Source organism: Paenibacillus sp. MCAF9 (assembly GCF_052114265.1).
In the GTDB taxonomy this organism is placed as follows: domain Bacteria; phylum Bacillota; class Bacilli; order Paenibacillales; family Paenibacillaceae; genus Pristimantibacillus.
The window spans coordinates 185,334-204,126 of sequence record NZ_JBFREL010000003.1; the positions used below are offsets into that span (position 1 = coordinate 185,334).

Genomic DNA, 18,793 nt, shown 5'->3' on the forward strand with positions numbered 1-18,793 from the left:
TACTTCATATTAGGTGGGATTATATCTATGATCGTAAACATGGAGTGGTATCGCGTCTTTTATTGGACGGCTAAGACAGGAAGCTTATCGCGCGCTGCAGAACAGCTTTATATTACACAGCCAGCCGTCACGCATACGATTAAGCAATTAGAGGCAAAGCTAGGCGGCCAGCTTTTTTTCCGTATGGCCAAGGGCGTTAAGCTTACGACTGAGGGCAAGGTACTCTTTCGATATATCGAGCAAGCGTATAGCTTTATTGAGATAGGGGAAAAAATGCTCGCGGAAATGCACAACCTGCAAAGCGGTGAAATTAGTATCGGTGCAAGCGACACGTTATGCAAGCATTATTTGATGCCGTATTTGGAGCAGTTCCATACGGAATATCCAGAGATTCGCATTCGTGTGACGAATCGAACTACACCTGAAACCATCCAGCTTCTAAAAGAAGGAAAAATTGATTTTGGCATCGTACATATGCCTGCTTCAGACAGTCAGCTAGACTTTCGGTTAAGCGTGCCCTTGCAGGATATACTCGTCGGTGGTCCCGCTTATTCATCTCTTGGCGATACCACCATCGAGCTTGAGGATATTAGCAAGTACCCGTTATTGCTTCTGGAAAAAGGGGCGAGCACACGAGAGTTCCTTGACGAGTATGCCGCTGCGCATGGTACAAAGCTCAGGCCAGAGCTTGAGCTTGGCAGCATGGATTTGCTTGCAAAGTTCGCACGAAGCGGCTTTGGGCTGGCCTTCCTCGTTCGCAGCTATGCTGCTGATGAGCTTGCTTCTGGCAAGCTCGTCGAAATTCCGCTGAACCCTCCCATCCCCGCACGCAGCATCGGTATCGCAACGCTTCGCGGTGTGCCGCAATCCGCAGCATCCAAACGATTTTTGGAGCTGCTGCCTTAGCCGCTTGGCAAAAAACTAAATGCATAAAAAAACGTCCTATTCTAAATAGGACGTTCTGGTTCCATATCTTTTTTTCTAGCTGGAATAGTGATCGAAATGGATGTGCCCATTCCTCTTTTGCTCACGATACGAACGCCGTATTCTGCTCCAAAATGAAGCTTGATCCGCTCGTCCACATTCCGAACCCCGTAGCCCACATTCACTCTCTCAATAGGATCGGACATTTGGCGTAAAATCTCAGGATTAATGCCAACGCCGTCATCAATGACTTGGAAAGTTATTAAATCTCCCTCCATCTTGCCTACGATTCGAATGTTAATCTGTGCTCCATACCAAGCATGCTCAAGCGCATTTTCGATAAAGGGCTGTAAAATAAGCTTTACGGTCGTAAATCTTAAAATATTAGGATCAATGTCAAACCAGATTTGCATACCGTCTTCGAATTTCGTCTTCTGAATATTGATATATGCATTAATCTGCTCCAGCTCATTCCGAATCGGAATAACGGTTCTACCTTCATTCAGAGATAGCCGGTAAAATTTCGCTAAATCAAGCACCATTCGCTGCAGCTTATCTACCTGTCCAAACTTAGCCAATCTACTGATCGAGGACAATGTGTTATATAAAAAATGCGGATTGATTTGCGCTTGCAGCGATTCCAGCTCCGCTTCCTTTTTCTTCATATTTGTCATATAGACTTCTTGAATTAATCCGTCAATATTATGACCCATATCGTTTAAAGCAAAGGAAATGCGCGTAAATTCATCCTTCCCTTTAAAATGAATCTTTTTCTTGAAATTCCCTTCTTGAAAGGCATCCAGCACACGAACGATCTTGATAACCTTACGGGAATAAAAGCGAGAAATATACAAGCCTGCAAGTGAAAATACAATAAAGCAAGCCAAGCAAATTAAGAAGGTCCAAAGCTTTACCTTGTCAGTAGCCTTCTCCATAATATCGGTTGGAACGAGTGCGAGCAGCTTCCAATTCAGCTGTGGAATCTTTTCCTCTACGGCCCAATAGTCCGCCATTTCCGCTTCACTCAGCGATTCACCAATATTAAAATCGGTATCTCCGGAAGAGAACATAATTCTTCCATTCTCGTTGAGTGCAAAAATTTTCGTTCCTTTACCGATTTTCTCAGAATCAACGCTCTCGAGCAGATCGGTAAGTCTCAGGCTAATACGAACGAAACCAATTTCCTCAAGCGTAATGGGATCATTCATATTAACAAGTCTTCTGAGCAAGGAAATATGCCCGAATTTTGTATCCCCTTCAACCTGCTTCCACTGCATGGTCTCGCCATACCGCTCCACGGGGTAATCTATATACCATGCCCTGTCCTTGATTCTAGAAATATGGTACAAATCAAATAATGGCCCCTCCGCGTTAAGCGGATCGGTATTATTATAATTGTGATAAATTTCCGGCAATGTATTGTTATGTAGATAGACTGCAAGACGCATTTTGTTGCTTGCTGCCTCCACCGTTGTTTGCATTTTTGGAAGGAGCTGCTTCGTCGTGGCTTCGTAGCTAACCCAGCCTTCTTCATAATGACGCAAATAGGATGCAAGATTACTGTCAAAATAAAGCATGCCGGATATACGTGACACATCCTCCATTTTGTACATAATATTGTCCTTCATCTGAGCCAGCGTACCAAGATTAATCTCGCGGGTTCGCTCTTGAATGGAGCTTGTAAAAATAACATTCGCTGCATAGCCAATTAGGATCACCGGCACCATGATAAACAAGCTGTAGGTGAGCATAATTTTAATTCCAAACGGAATATAACGGTGCTCCTTCTTATGTTTGGTCATTTTCGTCTAAACTCCAACGGCGTCATACCGTACATTTCTTTAAATTGCTTGCTGAAATATGGCAAGTGACGATAGCCTACCTGATCTGCTATCTCATAAATTTTCATATTTGTTGTTTTGAGCAGCTCACACGATTTCTCCATGCGCAGCTGAATAAAATATTCGCTGAAGTTTTTACCTGTCTCCTCTTTAAAAATAAGGCCAAGGTAGTTCGGCGATAATGAAAATTGCTCCGCCAAATCACGCAATGTAATGTTATCATGTGTACGTTCTTTCATATAATCAATCATTTGTTTAATAAGCTTCCAATTTTTTTTATGCTTGTTTGCCTGCAAAGTTTCGGATATTTCGTAAACCCTGCGTCTCAGCCACACATGAATATCGTTGATCGTCTCAAACTGCATAATGATATCGTAATTATTCAGCTCCATGCCAAGCAGCTGAAATACATTTTCATTCGTTCTTTGCAAATAATTATCAAGCTTCATTACGATATAAAGCGCATAGTTGCGCAGCGTAAACTTTGACTTTAAGTTTTTGGCAACCTGAAATAAGTCATCCAGCTCATCATGAATGCGAACGAGCTCATAACCCGACATCGCAACAAACAAGGCTTCCAGCTTCGCATCGAGATGCTTAACATCCTCTTTCTCTGCCGGCCTAACCTCGCCGTGACCAATGACCTTTCCTTTGCCGTAAAACATTTTCAAGTCCAAAGCTTCAACTGCCTGACGATAGGAGGCCGAGAATTCGTTGATCGAATCACAGAACTCACCAACGCCTGCGGTAATGGAGAAGGTATGCTGTTCGTTGACTCGATTTACGATCTTGAGTGGCAAAAAATCTTGATCCGATTGCTCAATGAGAATCGCAACCCGGAATTTGCTTATTTTGCAAATATGCGAAATGCCAAACTCCTTACAGATCGATACCACTTGCTGAATCTCATCCTGCTCTGCCCGCGTCTCATCGTTCAGTTTCCAAGACAAATCATCGACTTCAATTACGGCTACTAAGCCAGGATAGAGAAAACGATTCATCTCATATTCTTGACTCAATACCTCGATGGTTTTGTCATCGCTCGTTCCTTCAAGCAATTGGAGCATATATTCATTTTTTACGATCGGAACCATTTGTCCATACGTATTTTGCCGCTCTTGCTCATGATCCAAAACATCTCGAACCTTAAGCAGGGAATCAATCAGCTCCTGATCATCCATCGGCTTTAAAACATAATTGACAGCATTAAGCGACAATGCCTGCTTAACATAGCTGAAATCCTGATATCCGCTTACGAAAATAATTTTAATATCCTTCGACATCTCGAGTGCGCGTCTAGCCAGCTCAAGCCCCGTCATATTAGGCATACGGACGTCAGTTACAAGAATATCTATTTTTTCCGTATCCAGCACTTTACAAGCATCAAATCCGTTCATCACACCCGCTACGATTTCCATACCGAGATCTGTCCAAGGAATAAAAGCACGCATGCCTTCCAAATCCAGCTTCTCGTCGTCCGCCAGCAATACTTTATACATGATGTTATCAGCTCCAATTAGGCAAAGGCTTTACGTTCATCGAACATTTCATCGTTCTATTAAAACGAAAAAACTCGGGTACACTAAATATCTTAGTATACCCGTCGTTTTTACGAAAAGCTATGGCTTATTCAGCTTTCATTTTTGCAAGGTTAGCTTGCCATTTCTCTGTTTTGAATGCTAGCAATTTATCATAACCAGCAGCTTGAGCATCTTTTTCGCCTTTATCAAGAACAGCTAGTACTTCAGCATCATTTTTCGCGAACAATGCTTTTGCTCTAACTTCTAGGAACAAGTCCTCGATACGTTGACGGATGATACCTTCTTCTGTATCCGGTTGTGGATCGATGTTAATGAATTCTGTTGCATTGGATTGCGTTTTCCACGTAATTTCACGTTGATAACGAGTAGACCAGTTTTGTTGCTCAACTGGCAACGACTCTTCAAATTTAGCTTTTGTTGTATCTAGGAATACTGTGTTACCAACCCAGTTAAGGTTCGTTGTAATCGCTTGAAGCTTGCCAAGACCGCCTGCATCGGAAGTGTATTTTTCTGTGAACTTCGGAGTTTCGCCGTCAGCTTCTACGCCATCCCAATAGATTCCTGGAGGTCCCCACATCAAAGCGCTTTGTCCTTCAGGACCAGTCAACCAGTCATAGAAAGCGAAGATTGCTTCTGGGTTTTTAGCGCTTTTCGTAATAACCGTTACGTTCCAGCCTAACATACCATACGTACCAGGGAATACTTTGTTTTTGTCAACGCCTTCTTTGTGAATCGGCCAGATCATGAAATATCCAGCTTCTGGATCGTTTTTCGTAAGCTCAGCATGTGCTTGCATTGCAATTTCAGTCGGGCTTGCTGATGCAAATACGGCTACACGGCCAGTCATTACTTTTTCAGTAATTTGGTCAACCGTTTGCGTCATTGCATCTTGCGTAATCAATTTTTCACGGAACAGCTTGGAAGTGTATTGCATTGCTTCACGGTACTCAGGGTCAAGGAAGATCGAAGTCAGCTTGTCGCCGTTAGGCACAGCACGCATGCCTGGGAACTTCTGATCGTTTTCTTTGAATGCAGAGTACAATACATCAAGGCCTTGTCCATCTTTTGCTAAATGCGGCTCGTAAGGAACAACATTCGGATATTTTTCTTTAACCAGCTTCAAGTAGCTGTACAGATCGTCTGTTGTTTCAAGCTTAGGTGAACCAAGCTCTGTGTAGATCTTTTTGTTTACAACATAACCAGCGTTGCCGTTAGGTTGTTTAGTATACCAGTTAGGGAATTGATAAAGCTTGCCATCTTCTGAACGTAGCATGTTGATGCCTTCATCGCCCAACCATTTTTTCAAGTTCGGATATTTATCAAGATAGTCGTCGAATGGAACAAGCAGATCAGCTGTGCGCAATTTCTCAACATCAACGCGCTCTAGCCAGATCGCATCAGGAAGCTCGCCAGTCGCGATCATCGTATTCAGCTTTTGTGGAGCCGCACCACCGGAGTGGATTGGTTTTACGTTTACTTTCTTTGTATCTCTAATCCAAGTACTCGTAATGTCGCCGCCCCATGCTGGCATTGTGTACCAGTCATAATGGCCATAAAGGGTGAAATCAAGCTGCTCCTTGCCAAGTTCATAAACCGATGCCGGCTTATTGCCGCTATTTTCCTCCGGCTTGCTTCCTGTTTCTCCGTTTTCTGTTTTACCGGAATTACCGCTACAGCCTGCCATTAAAGAAACGGCCATAAATGCAGAGACGATTGGGACGAGTAGTTTTCTTTTTTTCATCTGTTTAATATCCCCTTTCAAGCTCATTTTTATATGTTCAAAGCTTTCGCTCTAAACCACATGTCTTATTAAACTGCCTGCTACTCTTTCAATGATCCAACAAGAACACCTTTAACGAAATATTTTTGAACGAATGGATACACCATAATGATAGGAATCGTGGCAACCATCATCGTTGCCATAGACAACGATTTGCTCGTTACCGTTCTCATTTTGGCTAACTGCCCTTGCGCTGCAGAATCTAGCTGTGACATTTGATCCGATACGATATTGGAGTTCAAAATCTGCTTAAGCATCGTTTGTATAGGAAGCAGCTTCTCATTGGTGATGTAAATACTTGGACCAAACCAATCATTCCAATGAAAAACAGCCGTGAAAAGCGACAACGTTGCAATAACGGGACCAGAGAGTGGAACAACAATGCGGAAGAAGATACCCCAGTTGCCGCTTCCATCGATTTTCGCCGATTCCTCAAGCCCTGCAGGCAAGCCTTGGAAGAATGTGCGGAAGATGATCATGTTCCAAACGCTGACTAGTGTTGGAATAATGAATACCCAGAATGTATTCATGAGATGAAGCTCACGAATGAGCAAGAAAGAAGGAATAAGTCCACCACTGAAGTACATCGTAATGATACACAAGATCATGTAAAACTTGCGGCCCATCAATTCTTTCTTCGAGAGGCCATAGGCGAATAATGCCGTTATAAATATGGATGCGATTGTACCGACAACCGTCCGACTGATCGATACCAGAAACGCAGTTACCAATCGTTCATCCTTGAATACGATACCGTAGTTTTCTAAAGTCCAATCACGCGGCCAAAAGGTTACGCCCCCCATGGAGGTGTCAATTCCGCTGTTGAAGGATATGACAAGTGCATTCCAGAATGGATAAAAGGTCATAAAAGCTAATAACGTTAGTAAGATGTAGATGGTCACCGTCATCACGCGGTCTCCAAAACTGAGCCTGATCACTGCATCATCCGCCTTTCCGGGCTAATTGTATAGTTTACCACAAGCTGCTGCCGGCCCTGCGTGCCAGAAAGTTCGCCATTGTCAAAAGTCCTACGCTGATAACGGCTTTGAACAATCCAACCGCTGTTGCGTATGAGTATCTAGAGCTTTGTATCCCGACTCGATAAACGTACGTATCGATAACATCTGACACGTCCCTGAGTACAGGGTTTACAGCAAGCAATAGAATGTCTTCGAAACCTGCATTGAGTAGATTGCCAATCGCCAGAATCATGAAGATAAGGACAACCGGCATGATCGAAGGCAATGTGATCAAAAAGATTTGTTTGAACTTACTCGCACCATCCATAGATGCTGCTTCATACATGCTAGGATCAATACTTGCTATTGCTGCTAGATATACGATGGAGCCAAATCCAATTTCCTTCCATACCCCAGTCGAAACGAGGATGGACCAGAATAATTCTGGAAGTGATAGAAAGTTGATCGGTTCATCGATAAAGTTCATTTTTTCAAGTACGATGTTAATGCTTCCATTGTCCGTGGACAGCATCGACATAATCAGTCCCGCAACGATTACCCATGACATAAAGTGAGGCAGGTAACTTACCGTTTGAACCAGCCGCTTAAACATTAGGTTTTTCACTTCGTTAAGCATAAGCGCCAGCAAAATCGGTGCCGGGAATCCAATGAAAAATTTCAACAAGCTGATAATAACCGTATTTCGCATGACCTTGAAAAACTCCGGGGAGCTGAAGAACATGTCAAAATGTTTTAATCCAACCCATTCGCTTGCCATAAAACCTTTGAAGATGCTGTAGTCTTGAAATGCCATCAATATACCGTACATTGGGATGTAACTAAACACGATGATTAGTAACAATGCCGGCAATACCATCATTTGAATGTCCCATTGTTTTGCGAAACGCAGAAACGCATTTTTAGTTTTAGGTTTTGGTTTTTTTAATAGTTCTTCATTAACGGATAGTTGCGCCACTACTCAATCCCCCTTGCTCTAGTTGTTCTACTAGTATTCTATCGCGATCATAAACGCACTAATAGCTATCTGAACAACTAAAAATGATACTTTTCAATCATTGGAGTAAGCGCAATCATTAATAAGTATAAAAAAAGCAGATCGAGAAATCGTCTCGATCTGCTTTACATTTTTTTTCATTTTGCATCGCGCCTTCCGTAGCTGGCAGCAAACTGTTTCATTTTTTTATAGGCCGAAGGATCAAGCTTTTTAAGGGGATGAAATTGCGGATGATTGGAATTCACCTCTAGAACCCATAACTGCTGCTTCTGATCATATGCAAAGTCGATGCCAAGCTCATGCATACCCGAACGTTTATTGCTTAATGTCCGCGATATTCGCAAGGCCACCTTGCTTAGTCTGCTGATCCGCTTATCCGTTGCTTCAATAGAAAGTCCTTGCCTTTTTCCAAGTTTTTTCATCGAATAGATTGCTCCGCCTTGGTAATAGTTCGTTACAATTTTATGGCGAGCCCCTACCTTTACCATAAAACCCGTACAAACCCACTTGCCTTCCGGCTTCCGCTGAACCATCGCTCGAATATCGTAGGGACATCCATTCACGCGATCTAATGAAATTCCTTTTTGAATAATGAGCCTACTCGATTTCATTTTCTTTATTTGCGAATAAGCCTCGGAAACGGAATTATATTTTTTTTGTATTTGCTTTTTCTTAACGATTGAATAAAGCTCATAGCCTGAATTTACCCGTTTCAGCTTAAATATGCCCAAACCGAGCGAGCCAATATCTGGCTTGACATAAACCGTGTCATGACGGTTTAGCATCATCTGCAAGTGCTCACGGCTGAATGATACCGTATGCGGTACATACCGCTTCAATTTTTTATTCGCACATAAGTATTTGCAGACGCGCAGTTTTCCTCTTATATTGCGACTTGCATACTTTTTTTTATACACAAAAGTTCACCTCAGCTTACTTTATGACAGGATGAACAAGTGCAACTGTACGAACGTTTATAGACATCAAATATACTAATCCATTTTTCTTCCAACGGATTGGAACATTTTTCATATGATACACGTTATAATGGAGTTAATATAAGCGAAAGGTGAGCAGCAGAATAAAAACTAGGAATGATAGGAATGGTTGTATCTTGAAAGAACTCGTTTAACCCAAATAGACCCATTAGACACAAAGCTTGAGGTCACATTATTATTTATAAGAGTTATAAATCATGAAAAGCGGGGCAATGAAATGAAAATTTTTCAAAAAGTAGACAATGAGGCACTTTTATACCGTATTATTTTAGCAGCTGTTGTTGTGTTTTTCATTGCAATAGGAACATTCATCACGTTTCAGCAAGGCAGCGATATGTATTTAGGCAATTTCGAAGAATATAATAACGATGATGTAAAATATATACGAAGTGCCGAGACCTTACTTAATGAAGGTACATTTACTTATCACAAAGTAGAAGATTCGACTGTATTTATTATGCCTGCCCTTACGATGGTGTTGGCATTTTGTATGAAGATATTTGGATATTGGAACGGAATTACCGCATTCCGCATTCTTCAAGTACTAATGATGGCAGGAACGATGATTCTTCTTTATCAAGTTTGTCGCCGATTTTTCCATGAACGAATCGGTGTAATAGCAATCCTGCTGTTCGCGCTATATGCTCCTAACTATATGGCAGCAAATTTGATTTTAACGGAAGCCTTTGGGCAATTATTTTTATGGCTGTTTATTTATACCGGAATTGTAGCAGTAGATAAAAAGAAATTGAGTTGGTTCGCCATTGCAGCAGTATGTTTAAGTATCGGGATATATGCAAGGCCAAACTTTGCACTCCTTCCGGTCGTATTTTTAATCTACATGCTAGTTAGAGGATATAAAATAAAAGAGATTATTAAACCAGCTATTGTTGTATCTGCTGTAATATTAATTTGCATTTCCCCTTGGTGGATAAGAAATGCTGTCGTATTTGATAAATTTATTCCGCTCACGCTCTCGTCCGGCAATCCATCTGTATTGGGAGCTATGATCGATTGGAGATATCCAGCTGGTGCAGAAGAGAAATTCAGTGAGGACTTTAAGCGGTTAGGCGAGGCAAAGGATGCCATCGAATCCAATGAAATTCAAGTTGAGCTTGCCAAAAAAATTAGAAATTATGGATTTGAAACGGATCGCAATCGTTATATTAAACATTACACCGTTGATCGGGTAGTCGATATGGTCAAAGTACCTTATTATTGGAAGCCTGTACTTCATATTTCAAAACCCATCGTGGGCGTATATCACTACGTGCTGCTATTGCTCGGAGTAATTGGATTGCTCATGACGGTTATTTTTAAAAGCAAACGCAAAGAACTATCGATATTGATAATAACCATTTTATATTTCATTTTTACTTCGCTGCCATTTATTACGTTTGAACGATACGGTTACTTCATTATGGCGTTTATCACCATATATGCAGCCTATCTCATTCATGAGCTAGTTGAAGCTGTGCGTTCGAAGAAGAGAAGTTCTTTGAGACAACCAAACCATTAAAGGGGGAACCAAACCTTTAGAGGCTTCTACCAGACCTTCAAAGGCTTTTCCAAACCTTATAGGATTACTACCGGACCTTCAAAAGCGTTTCGAACCCTCCCAAACCCTCCCTTCCAAGGGAGGGCCCCAAGGGCTGCGCCCTCTGGACACCCGCAATTGGACTAACGTTAAAGCTAGCCATGCGCTCGTTTACTGCGTTTGCGTTGGAACGCTTTCGTCCCTTTGGGACACGCTTTACTTTGGGTGCATAACCCGCTGATTAGTATTAGAGTCTGATTTGATTGTGTAAGTGGCTTATGCATGTTGTATGTTTGTAATGTGCGTGAACCGATAGTGGAGAGTAAATAAGTGCAAAAGTACACCTGTTTTTAACAAACAAGATTGAAATAATGCAAATACCTCTAATTGAGCAGATTTGAAGAAGAGTTCGTTAAATAAGTGCATTTCTGCGCTTAGATGAAGCTGCTGCAGACGCTGCCTCAAAAGTCTTCGCATAACAGGGGAACATCCCCGTTTCCAAAGGAAAGGACCTCAAATTCCACTGTATAGTGGAGGTTGAGGTCCTTTTTCTCAAAGAAAATAAGTTCTAATTAGTACTCAAAAAATCGCAAAATGACTTTTGAGACAGCCCCTGTTTTTTGGTGGGATGTGAGTGTGTGTTGTGTTTACTCGATTACTCTTTGACCGAACCCATTACCAGACCTTTGACAAAAAACTTTTGGAGGAATGGATATACGATAAGTATCGGGAGAGCGCCGATGAAGATTTGGGCTGATTTTACTGTTTTTTGTGAGATTAGCGCTAAATCAGCTGGGTTCATGCTCATTGAGCTCATATCGCGCTGAATAATGACCGTTTGAAGGAATGTGGCCAGCGGATAACGCTTTGGATCTCCGATATAAAGCAGGCCGTCAAACCATGAATTCCAATGAAAGACCATGCTGAACAAAGCAAGCGTTGCAATAGCCGGCAAAGAAACCGGTAGATAGATGCTGAACAATGTACGAAAATGTCCTGCTCCATCAATGAGCGCTGCTTCCTCCAGCTCCTTGGGTACTCCGCGGAAAAAGTTGAGCATGAGGATCGTTAAGAAGACATTAACCGCTCCTGGAAGGACGAGTACCCAAAAGTTGTCCATAAGGCCAATCTTTTGAATGACCATATAAAACGGGACAAGTCCCCCGTTGAAGAGCATCGTGAATACGAATAGCCATGCATAAATATTTCTGCCGCGGAATGCGGTGTTTTCTTTGGATAATGGATAGGCAGCCAAGAAAGCTAACACCAAGGTCAGCAGCGTTCCAATTACCGTCCTCTGAACGGCGATCCACATCGAGTTTAGAAAGATCGGATTGCTTGTCGTTTTTCGGTAAGCATCCAACGTGAAATCGACCGGCCATAGACCGACGATATTGGCATCCGCTGCCGCCTTTGCACTTAGCGAAACCGCAAGCACATGCAGCAGCGGAATCACACACAGCAGGGCAAGAACGATCAATAGGATCGTATTAAACGTGTTGAAAACGCGATAGGATGGTGATTTATGATACATTCGGCAGGTCCTCCTTTGGCTAGCGTAAACGGTCATCGCGTCCTCAGACGGCTAACTCGTTTCGCGATCTTGCTTATATTTTTTAAAAAATTCTGTAATTGGCTAGTTTGTAAGCAAGGCGATAGGAGATAACGACTAAGACAAAGCTGATCACCGATTTAAACAATCCGATTGCCGTACCAAAGCCCATTTCGCCGCTTAAAATAGCAGTGCGGTATACAAACGTATCAATAATATCGCCCTTCGCGTAAACCAAGGAATTATAAAGGTTGAAAATTTGATCGAAGCCCGCATTCAGCACGTTTCCGAGCGCCAGTGTACCGACTACAATAGCAATCGGAATCATCGACGGAACCGTAATATGAAGCGTCTGCTTCCAGCGGCTTGCGCCATCCACCTCTGCAGCCTCGTAAAGCGATGGGTTAACGTTGGCGAGCGCTGCAAGGAATACGACGGTACCGAAGCCAAACTCTTTCCATACATCAGAGAGGATAACAGTGAAGCGGAACCAGTCGCCATCGCCTAGGAAAAAAATCGGCTCGATTCCGAATATTCCTGTTAGGAGACGGTTCACCAGCCCGCCTTCCGTCGATAGAAGATCTGTAAGAATACCGCCCAAGATAACCCAAGATAAAAAATGCGGCAAATAGACTAGCGTCTGTACAAAACGTTTGACAAGCTGTTTTCTAATTTCATTTAATAGAATAGCGAATACGAATGGAGCAAAAAGATTCAGTACCATTTTGAAAATAGCGATGATTAGCGTGTTCCAGATCACCTGCAGGCTGTCTTGCCTCTCGAACAAATAGCGGAACTGGTCCAGTCCAACCCATTCCGAGCCTGTCAGGCCTAGCCATGGTTTATAATCCTGAAAAGCCATTACAAGTCCACCCATTGGCAAGTATGCGAAGATGATTAGAAAGACGAGGGATGGAAGCACCATAAGATGGAATGGCCATTGCTTTATAAGGTAATAAAACAGCGGTTTTCCTTTTGATTTGACAACAGATACCGAAATGTCATCTGGTTGAATTGTTTGCTGCTGAGACATGTTTTGTTCCTCCCGCTGGATGAAATGTAGAACGCAATCAGCCTGTCACGGCACGTATGCATCGCGTTCCTTATATAAAAATTATATCAGCGACGGAAAAATTGAAGTAGCTAACAAACCCAACATTCATGGCACAAATGCAACCACTTTTGCGATCCAACATGTGAATTTAGCTTGCTCCATAACACAAAAAAATGCGGCCCCTCAGGGACCGCATTTCGTCAAGCTTATTTCGTTAAACCAGCATACCACTCATTAACTTCTTTCGTCATATCGTCGCCGCCGGATGACTTCCAGCTTTTCACGAATTCATCGAAAGCTTCAGCCGGTTTTGCGCCATAAATGATTTCATTAAACGTTTGAGCTTCGATTTTTTTCAAATAGTCCATGCGTGATTTCATTGTTTTGGTAGGAGGTCCTACAAACATATCCTTCTTGGAAATCGCATCTTGCTCCATAACGACAGTTGCCGCAAGTGCCGTTTCTGGCCCGTACTGCGCAACAACTTCCTTCTCGCGATAAGTTTTTGCTTCTTTGCCGTCAGCTAGGTTAAGCAATGCTTTAAACTGTGCATCAGGAATACGCGCACCGTCGCGTACAATGAAATAACGTAGTGGAGCCGTAATGGCACCGCCTGGAACATCATCCAAGTACAGCGGTTTGCCGCTAGCATCAAGAGCGTAATCATAACCTTCAAAAGCGCCTAGCTCGAACGGGCTTCCTTCTTGCGGGTCAGCTAGGTTGTCGAATAGATAGTTCTCGTAAGTGAAGAAAGCTTCTGGATTTTTCATATCTTTATTAATCAGAATAACGCCATTTACAAAGGAAGTGCCGTGACGCATTGCTTTACCGTCTTCACCAGTTGGAATCGCATAAGGCTTCCATACTGCGCCTTCAGCATTTTTTGCTGTATCCAATAGCGGCCAGCCGCTCATCCAGTAAGGTCCAGGAATAATGCCTGCTGTTCCAGCTACAGCTGGTTCAGACGTTTTATTCTCATCCCACAGTGCTGCTTCTTTCGGAATATAACCTTTGTCGCGCCACTCTTTAAGTTTAATAAGACCTTGCTTCATGCCTGCGTTCGTAGAACCGTATTCCAAAGTTCCATCCGCTGCCTCATTCCATTGTGCTGGAAGTGTGCCATATGCGCCAAATACCCATGATGGATCACCCATCCAAGTGTTCATCGACGTTTTAAAGCCAACGCTTAGTGGAACAACTTTTTCTGGCGACAATCCTTGTGGATTATTGTTTTTAAAAGCTTCCATTACCGTTTCCAGCTCAGCAATCGTTTTTGGAGCTTTCAAATTAAGCTTATCCATCCAGTCTTGACGAATCCAGAGCACATAGTCGTTGTTGTAAGCATAATCAAGTAAAGGAATACCGATTCGTTTTCCATCACGCATATAAGCATTCCATACGCTGGTATCAAGATTCATTGCCGCTTTCCATTTCTCGCCGGCATATTTATCAAACAGCTCGCCTGCGTCTTGGAACATGCCGGAGTCAATTAGATCTTGTGCCAGCAGTTTGTCGCCAACGACAGCAACATCCGGCATTTTTTGTCCTGAAGACATCGCAAGGCGCATTTTTGTTGCAAATGCTCCATTTGTATCTGTCACTGACCAAAGGGAATCTACTTTAATACCAAGCGTATCGAGCGCCCATTTTGTTGCCACGTTGTTTTCAATCGTTTCTCCCTCACGGAAGGTTAGCGCAGGGTCTACTCCCCATACCGTGGAAATCGTAACCGGCGGATCGTATTTCTCTTTGTAAGGGTTTTCCTCATTGCCCGCGGAAGTGTTGTCGCTTGGCTTATTCGACGGCTCTGCCTTGCTGCCGCTGTTCGAGCAGCCAATGATGGCTGATACGATTAGAAGCATACAAAGCATGAACGTGAACCGTTTCTTTGTTTTCATATTCATTGTAATCCCCCTCATGATTATGTTCTACATGCTTAATTATAGGCTTAGGGGCAATTTCAGCCTATGACACAAAGCGAACATATCAGCACCTTTTACAACCACTTTACTGTTCGCGAAACTCCTGAGGTGTCATACCATAATATTTTTTGAACGTTTTGCTAAAATATTGCGGATTCTGATAACCAAGCTCACTCGTTATTTCATATATTTTTTTGTTCGTATTTTTCAGCAAATAAAGCGCCCGCTCCATCTTCATTCCGATGATCCATTCACTTAAGCTTTCTCCCGTTTCCGCTTTAAATACTTTCGAGAGATAGACCGGATGAAGAAACACGCGATCAGCAATCGTTTTTACAGTCGTATCTAAGCTGAGGTTGTTCGCAACAATTTCCTGCACCTGCTTAACGATAAAGCTTTTGGAGCTCTCCTCTTTCACTGAAAGCACGCTTTGCAGCTTATGCAATACGCCAATTGACCAATCCTCCAGCCGATCAGGCGATAGTACAACCGTTTGATCCAAAATAAAATCGATACCCAGCTCATTGATTTGGGATACGTATTGGCCCTGTCTATGCGTAATATACATAAAAGCATTGGTAAGCGCTAAGTATACCTCGTATAGATGCTCTCTTGAGAATCTGGTATTTTTCAAATCGGCAAAAACATCTTTAATTTTCTGCTCTACCGCATCCCAGCGCTTCGACTCCAGCAAGGTTATCATCGTAGGCGGCTTATATAAGCTTTCCATCGATTTAACAAAAGTGTTGTCCTTGCCCGAGCGATCCTCCAAATAATGAATAGAGTGCTGTTCTTCATTTGCAATCATGAACATCGCTCCTAGGCCGGAACGATACGCAGTCGTAATCGCACTTGGAAACTCAAACCAATCCGTAACGACAATCGAGATATCTCCTTTGAGATAGTTGCTCACATTTGTACGAAGCTTTTTGGTTGCTTCGGCAAGTATCGTTTTACGCAAATTGCGGCTTTCCATACTAAATTCTGATTTCTCGCCAGCTTCCGTTTTAGGCTGCGCCATAATAAGCAAATATTCATGCGGAGCTTTGCAATGCCATACATGGAAATGCTGAGCAAACGACTCCTCCGCAATATTCCCTACGGCAAACTCCATAAGCGAGGAAGAGCTATAATCCAGATGTGAAAATTGTTTGCCCAGTTGGACGAGCATCATGACGGTTGGACGTTCTATCTCAAGAGAAATTTCGTATTGCGTCAGCTTCTCTTTAATCGTCTTTGGCGAAAGCTGTCTGCCTAATACCAAGTCAACCATAAAATTGGCGCGCAGCACCTTGAAATCAGATTTGCGGTCATACAGCAGCTGCTGATATTTCTCTGCCTGCTCCCATTCATCCTTTAGCGCTTCGATTGCTCCCGATATCGTTTTCACAAATTCATCGTCATTTACCGGCTTTAATATATAATCAAATGCTTGCAGCTGAACGGCCTTTTTAGCGTATTGAAAATCAGAATGCCCTGTAAGCAGAATGCATTTTATGTTAGGCCAGCGCTGGCTGATCTCTTGAACGAGCTCAAGCCCGTTCATTTCCGGCATCGCAATATCGGTAACGACAATATCTATCGAGTTTTCTTCAAGAAGCTCCAACGCTTCAAAGGCAGATGTCGCTTGATACACGCTTTTTATGCCAATCGAGAGCCAGGGAATGGTCTTCTCCAAGCTTCCTGTAACATACGACTCATCATCAATCAATAAAATTTCAATCATTTGAAAACCCCTTTTTTTATCTAGCTTGGTGACCAAGTAATCGTGACTTTTAGACCTCCAAGATTTGAGGATGAGAAGCTAACCCCTGCTGATCCGCGAAATCTTAAGTGCATGCGCTGATGCACATTCCATAGCCCGCAGCCCATTTGCTCATCCATTTGGTTTTGCATTTTGTGCTGAAGAATAAGAATATCCTCCATGCTCATCCCCTTGCCGTCATCCTCTACGACAAGCCGTGCTCCTTCTTCATGCCACTCTCCCGTTATTTGAATAATAGATGCATCCGTCCATGCCTCAATACCATGAATAACTGCATTCTCAACGAGCGGCTGCAGCATCAGCGGCGGAATTTCAAGATGGCGCATATCCGCAGGCAAGCTGATCGAATACTCCAGTCGCGGCATGCGCATTTTTTGAATTTCCAAATAGCTGGTTACAAAATTAATTTCCTCTGACATCGCAACAAGATCGCGTTCCTGCCTTGTCGTATAACGGTAATAGTTGGACAAATGATGCGACATGGCAACGACTGCTTCATTCTTTTCAAGCTTGGCCATACTCGAGATGAACGAGAAGCAATTATAGAAGAAATGCGGATTAATTTGTGATTGCAGCTGTTTCAAACGTGCTTCCCGCACATGAATTTTTTCCAAATATACCGTTTCGAACAGCTCTTGAATTTGAGCGACCATTAAGTTGAAGCGCGTATAAAGAAAACCAAACTCGCTCCTGCCGCGCGGCTTCATTCGAACCGAATAATCACCATTTTTCAGCTTCTGAAACCCAACGATGAGATGCTTAATAGGAACCTGTACCTGCGCATATAAAAGATAAGCAGCGATGCAGCATAACAGCAATAAGCCTGCCAAAGATACATAAAATAATTGATTAGTCTTTTGAATAGGTCGAATGATTTCGGAAATCGGAATATAATCGATCAAATGCCAACCAATCGTTTCTGACTTCACAATATTGACCAAATATTTTTCCCCGCCCAAATCGATCGTACGGCTTTCCAAGTCCTGAAGCGGCTGCTGCTTCAACAAATGGATTACGTTGTTCGTCAGTTCCTTATCTGCCGAGCGATTATAAATAACGCCGACGCCTTCCAAATAATAAAAGGGCTCTCGGCGGCCATCGCTCTTGAACTTGTCCAGCATATCTTTAATGTTCGAGCTGTCGAACTGCACCTCAATGACCAGGTTCGAGCTGCTTGGGTCCAGGTAACTGGAATACGGTGTTACCGCATAACGAGAGAAAACAAATTCATTATTTTCAGCGGCCTTCACTTGCCAGCCGGGCTTTAATCTTTTTTTCAAATCGGCGTCGTCATACAGCACAACGTCATTATCCGAAATATCTCTATGGAGAATCGGTGAATAGATATGAAGGCTGCTTCGCCATTTCGATGAATTTTGCTGAATGGCCAGCTTCGTTTGAATTCTTTTGATCAAAGTAATCATACTCAGACTCAGCTCCGGCATTTCCGTAAAAATATCGCGAAGCGACGAAATATCGGGGTCCTGTATCAATAAGTCAGGCCAAAGGGCCATCGAATCGATGCTTGTATTGACTTGATTCTGAAAGAATAGGAGCTGATTCGTGTTCGACTTGTTAAGCTCCTCGCCAAGAATGTCAGTGCTAGTCTTATTAGAGTAGAAATAGAGCAGCATAATCGGAACCAGCATAATGATGATTAGAGCGACGATTTTAGTAAATAAATTAATTTTAGGCATATTGCTTTGCACCTCTGCTGGATGTCATTTGGGCTGCTGCTTAAAAATCATTTTCTTCCTCTTCACCATACGTGGACATTCCATTCAATTCAACCCGTAAAATCGAAATGTATGTTATGTTTTTACAACTACTTTATCGCACAACATTTCTATTCTTTCAAAAAAAGAACCAGAATATCGGTTTTCACTCCGACATCCCAGTTCTTAC

General features: G+C 42.7%; 13 protein-coding genes. 2 read left to right on the plus strand and 11 right to left on the minus strand.

The window, feature by feature from the left end; all coding sequences use genetic code 11:
* Positions 1 to 27 precede the first annotated feature (27 nt).
* Positions 28 to 906: a LysR family transcriptional regulator gene (locus AB4Z45_RS06360; protein WP_441908370.1), complete on the plus strand. Its 879-nt coding sequence runs from the start codon at positions 28 to 30 to the stop codon at positions 904 to 906.
* A 41-nt stretch (positions 907 to 947) separates the two neighbouring features.
* On the opposite strand, the gene AB4Z45_RS06365 is transcribed toward AB4Z45_RS06360, so the two are convergent.
* From AB4Z45_RS06365 to AB4Z45_RS06390, 6 genes are all read right to left on the minus strand, one after another.
* Complete coding sequence (locus AB4Z45_RS06365; protein WP_441908371.1) at positions 948 to 2,726, minus strand: sensor histidine kinase; 1,779 nt, start codon at positions 2,724 to 2,726, stop codon at positions 948 to 950.
* Positions 2,723 to 4,264, minus strand: a complete 1,542-nt coding sequence (locus AB4Z45_RS06370; protein ID WP_441908372.1) for a response regulator — start codon at positions 4,262 to 4,264, stop codon at positions 2,723 to 2,725. The genes AB4Z45_RS06365 and AB4Z45_RS06370 overlap by 4 nt, the downstream gene beginning before the upstream one ends.
* A gap of 127 nt (positions 4,265 to 4,391) precedes the next feature.
* Positions 4,392 to 6,047, minus strand: a complete 1,656-nt coding sequence (locus AB4Z45_RS06375) for an extracellular solute-binding protein (protein ID WP_441908373.1) — start codon at positions 6,045 to 6,047, stop codon at positions 4,392 to 4,394.
* Between the two features lie 80 nt (positions 6,048 to 6,127).
* Positions 6,128 to 7,024 carry a carbohydrate ABC transporter permease gene (locus AB4Z45_RS06380; protein ID WP_076267455.1) on the minus strand — a complete coding sequence of 299 codons (897 nt, stop codon included), beginning with the start codon at positions 7,022 to 7,024 and terminating at the stop codon, positions 6,128 to 6,130.
* 34 nt (positions 7,025 to 7,058) lie between these two features.
* Positions 7,059 to 8,021 (minus strand): ABC transporter permease, encoded by a 963-nt coding sequence (locus AB4Z45_RS06385; protein ID WP_076267454.1) that lies wholly within the window; start codon positions 8,019 to 8,021, stop codon positions 7,059 to 7,061.
* 176 nt (positions 8,022 to 8,197) lie between these two features.
* Positions 8,198 to 8,977, minus strand: coding sequence for a YheC/YheD family protein (locus AB4Z45_RS06390; protein ID WP_441908374.1), 780 nt, complete (start codon positions 8,975 to 8,977; stop codon positions 8,198 to 8,200).
* A 298-nt stretch (positions 8,978 to 9,275) separates the two neighbouring features.
* On the opposite strand from AB4Z45_RS06390, the gene AB4Z45_RS06395 reads away from it, so the two are divergent.
* Positions 9,276 to 10,577 carry a glycosyltransferase family 39 protein gene (locus AB4Z45_RS06395; RefSeq protein WP_441908375.1) on the plus strand — a complete coding sequence of 434 codons (1,302 nt, stop codon included), beginning with the start codon at positions 9,276 to 9,278 and terminating at the stop codon, positions 10,575 to 10,577.
* A gap of 673 nt (positions 10,578 to 11,250) precedes the next feature.
* On the opposite strand, the gene AB4Z45_RS06400 is transcribed toward AB4Z45_RS06395, so the two are convergent.
* The 5 genes from AB4Z45_RS06400 to AB4Z45_RS06420 all read right to left on the minus strand — a co-directional run bounded on the left by AB4Z45_RS06400 (position 11,251) and on the right by AB4Z45_RS06420 (position 18,585).
* Positions 11,251 to 12,129 carry a carbohydrate ABC transporter permease gene (locus tag AB4Z45_RS06400; RefSeq protein ID WP_441908376.1) on the minus strand — a complete coding sequence of 293 codons (879 nt, stop codon included), beginning with the start codon at positions 12,127 to 12,129 and terminating at the stop codon, positions 11,251 to 11,253.
* An 82-nt stretch (positions 12,130 to 12,211) separates the two neighbouring features.
* Positions 12,212 to 13,072, minus strand: coding sequence for an ABC transporter permease (locus AB4Z45_RS06405; protein ID WP_076267739.1), 861 nt, complete (start codon positions 13,070 to 13,072; stop codon positions 12,212 to 12,214).
* 335 nt (positions 13,073 to 13,407) lie between these two features.
* The gene (locus AB4Z45_RS06410) at positions 13,408 to 15,105 is read right to left on the minus strand and encodes a sugar ABC transporter (protein WP_441908377.1); all 1,698 of its coding nucleotides are present in this window, start codon (positions 15,103 to 15,105) and stop codon (positions 13,408 to 13,410) included.
* Between the two features lie 103 nt (positions 15,106 to 15,208).
* Positions 15,209 to 16,849: a response regulator transcription factor gene (locus AB4Z45_RS06415; protein WP_441908378.1), complete on the minus strand. Its 1,641-nt coding sequence runs from the start codon at positions 16,847 to 16,849 to the stop codon at positions 15,209 to 15,211.
* A gap of 20 nt (positions 16,850 to 16,869) precedes the next feature.
* Positions 16,870 to 18,585, minus strand: a complete 1,716-nt coding sequence (locus AB4Z45_RS06420) for a sensor histidine kinase (RefSeq protein ID WP_441908379.1) — start codon at positions 18,583 to 18,585, stop codon at positions 16,870 to 16,872.
* Positions 18,586 to 18,793: the final 208 nt, after the last annotated feature.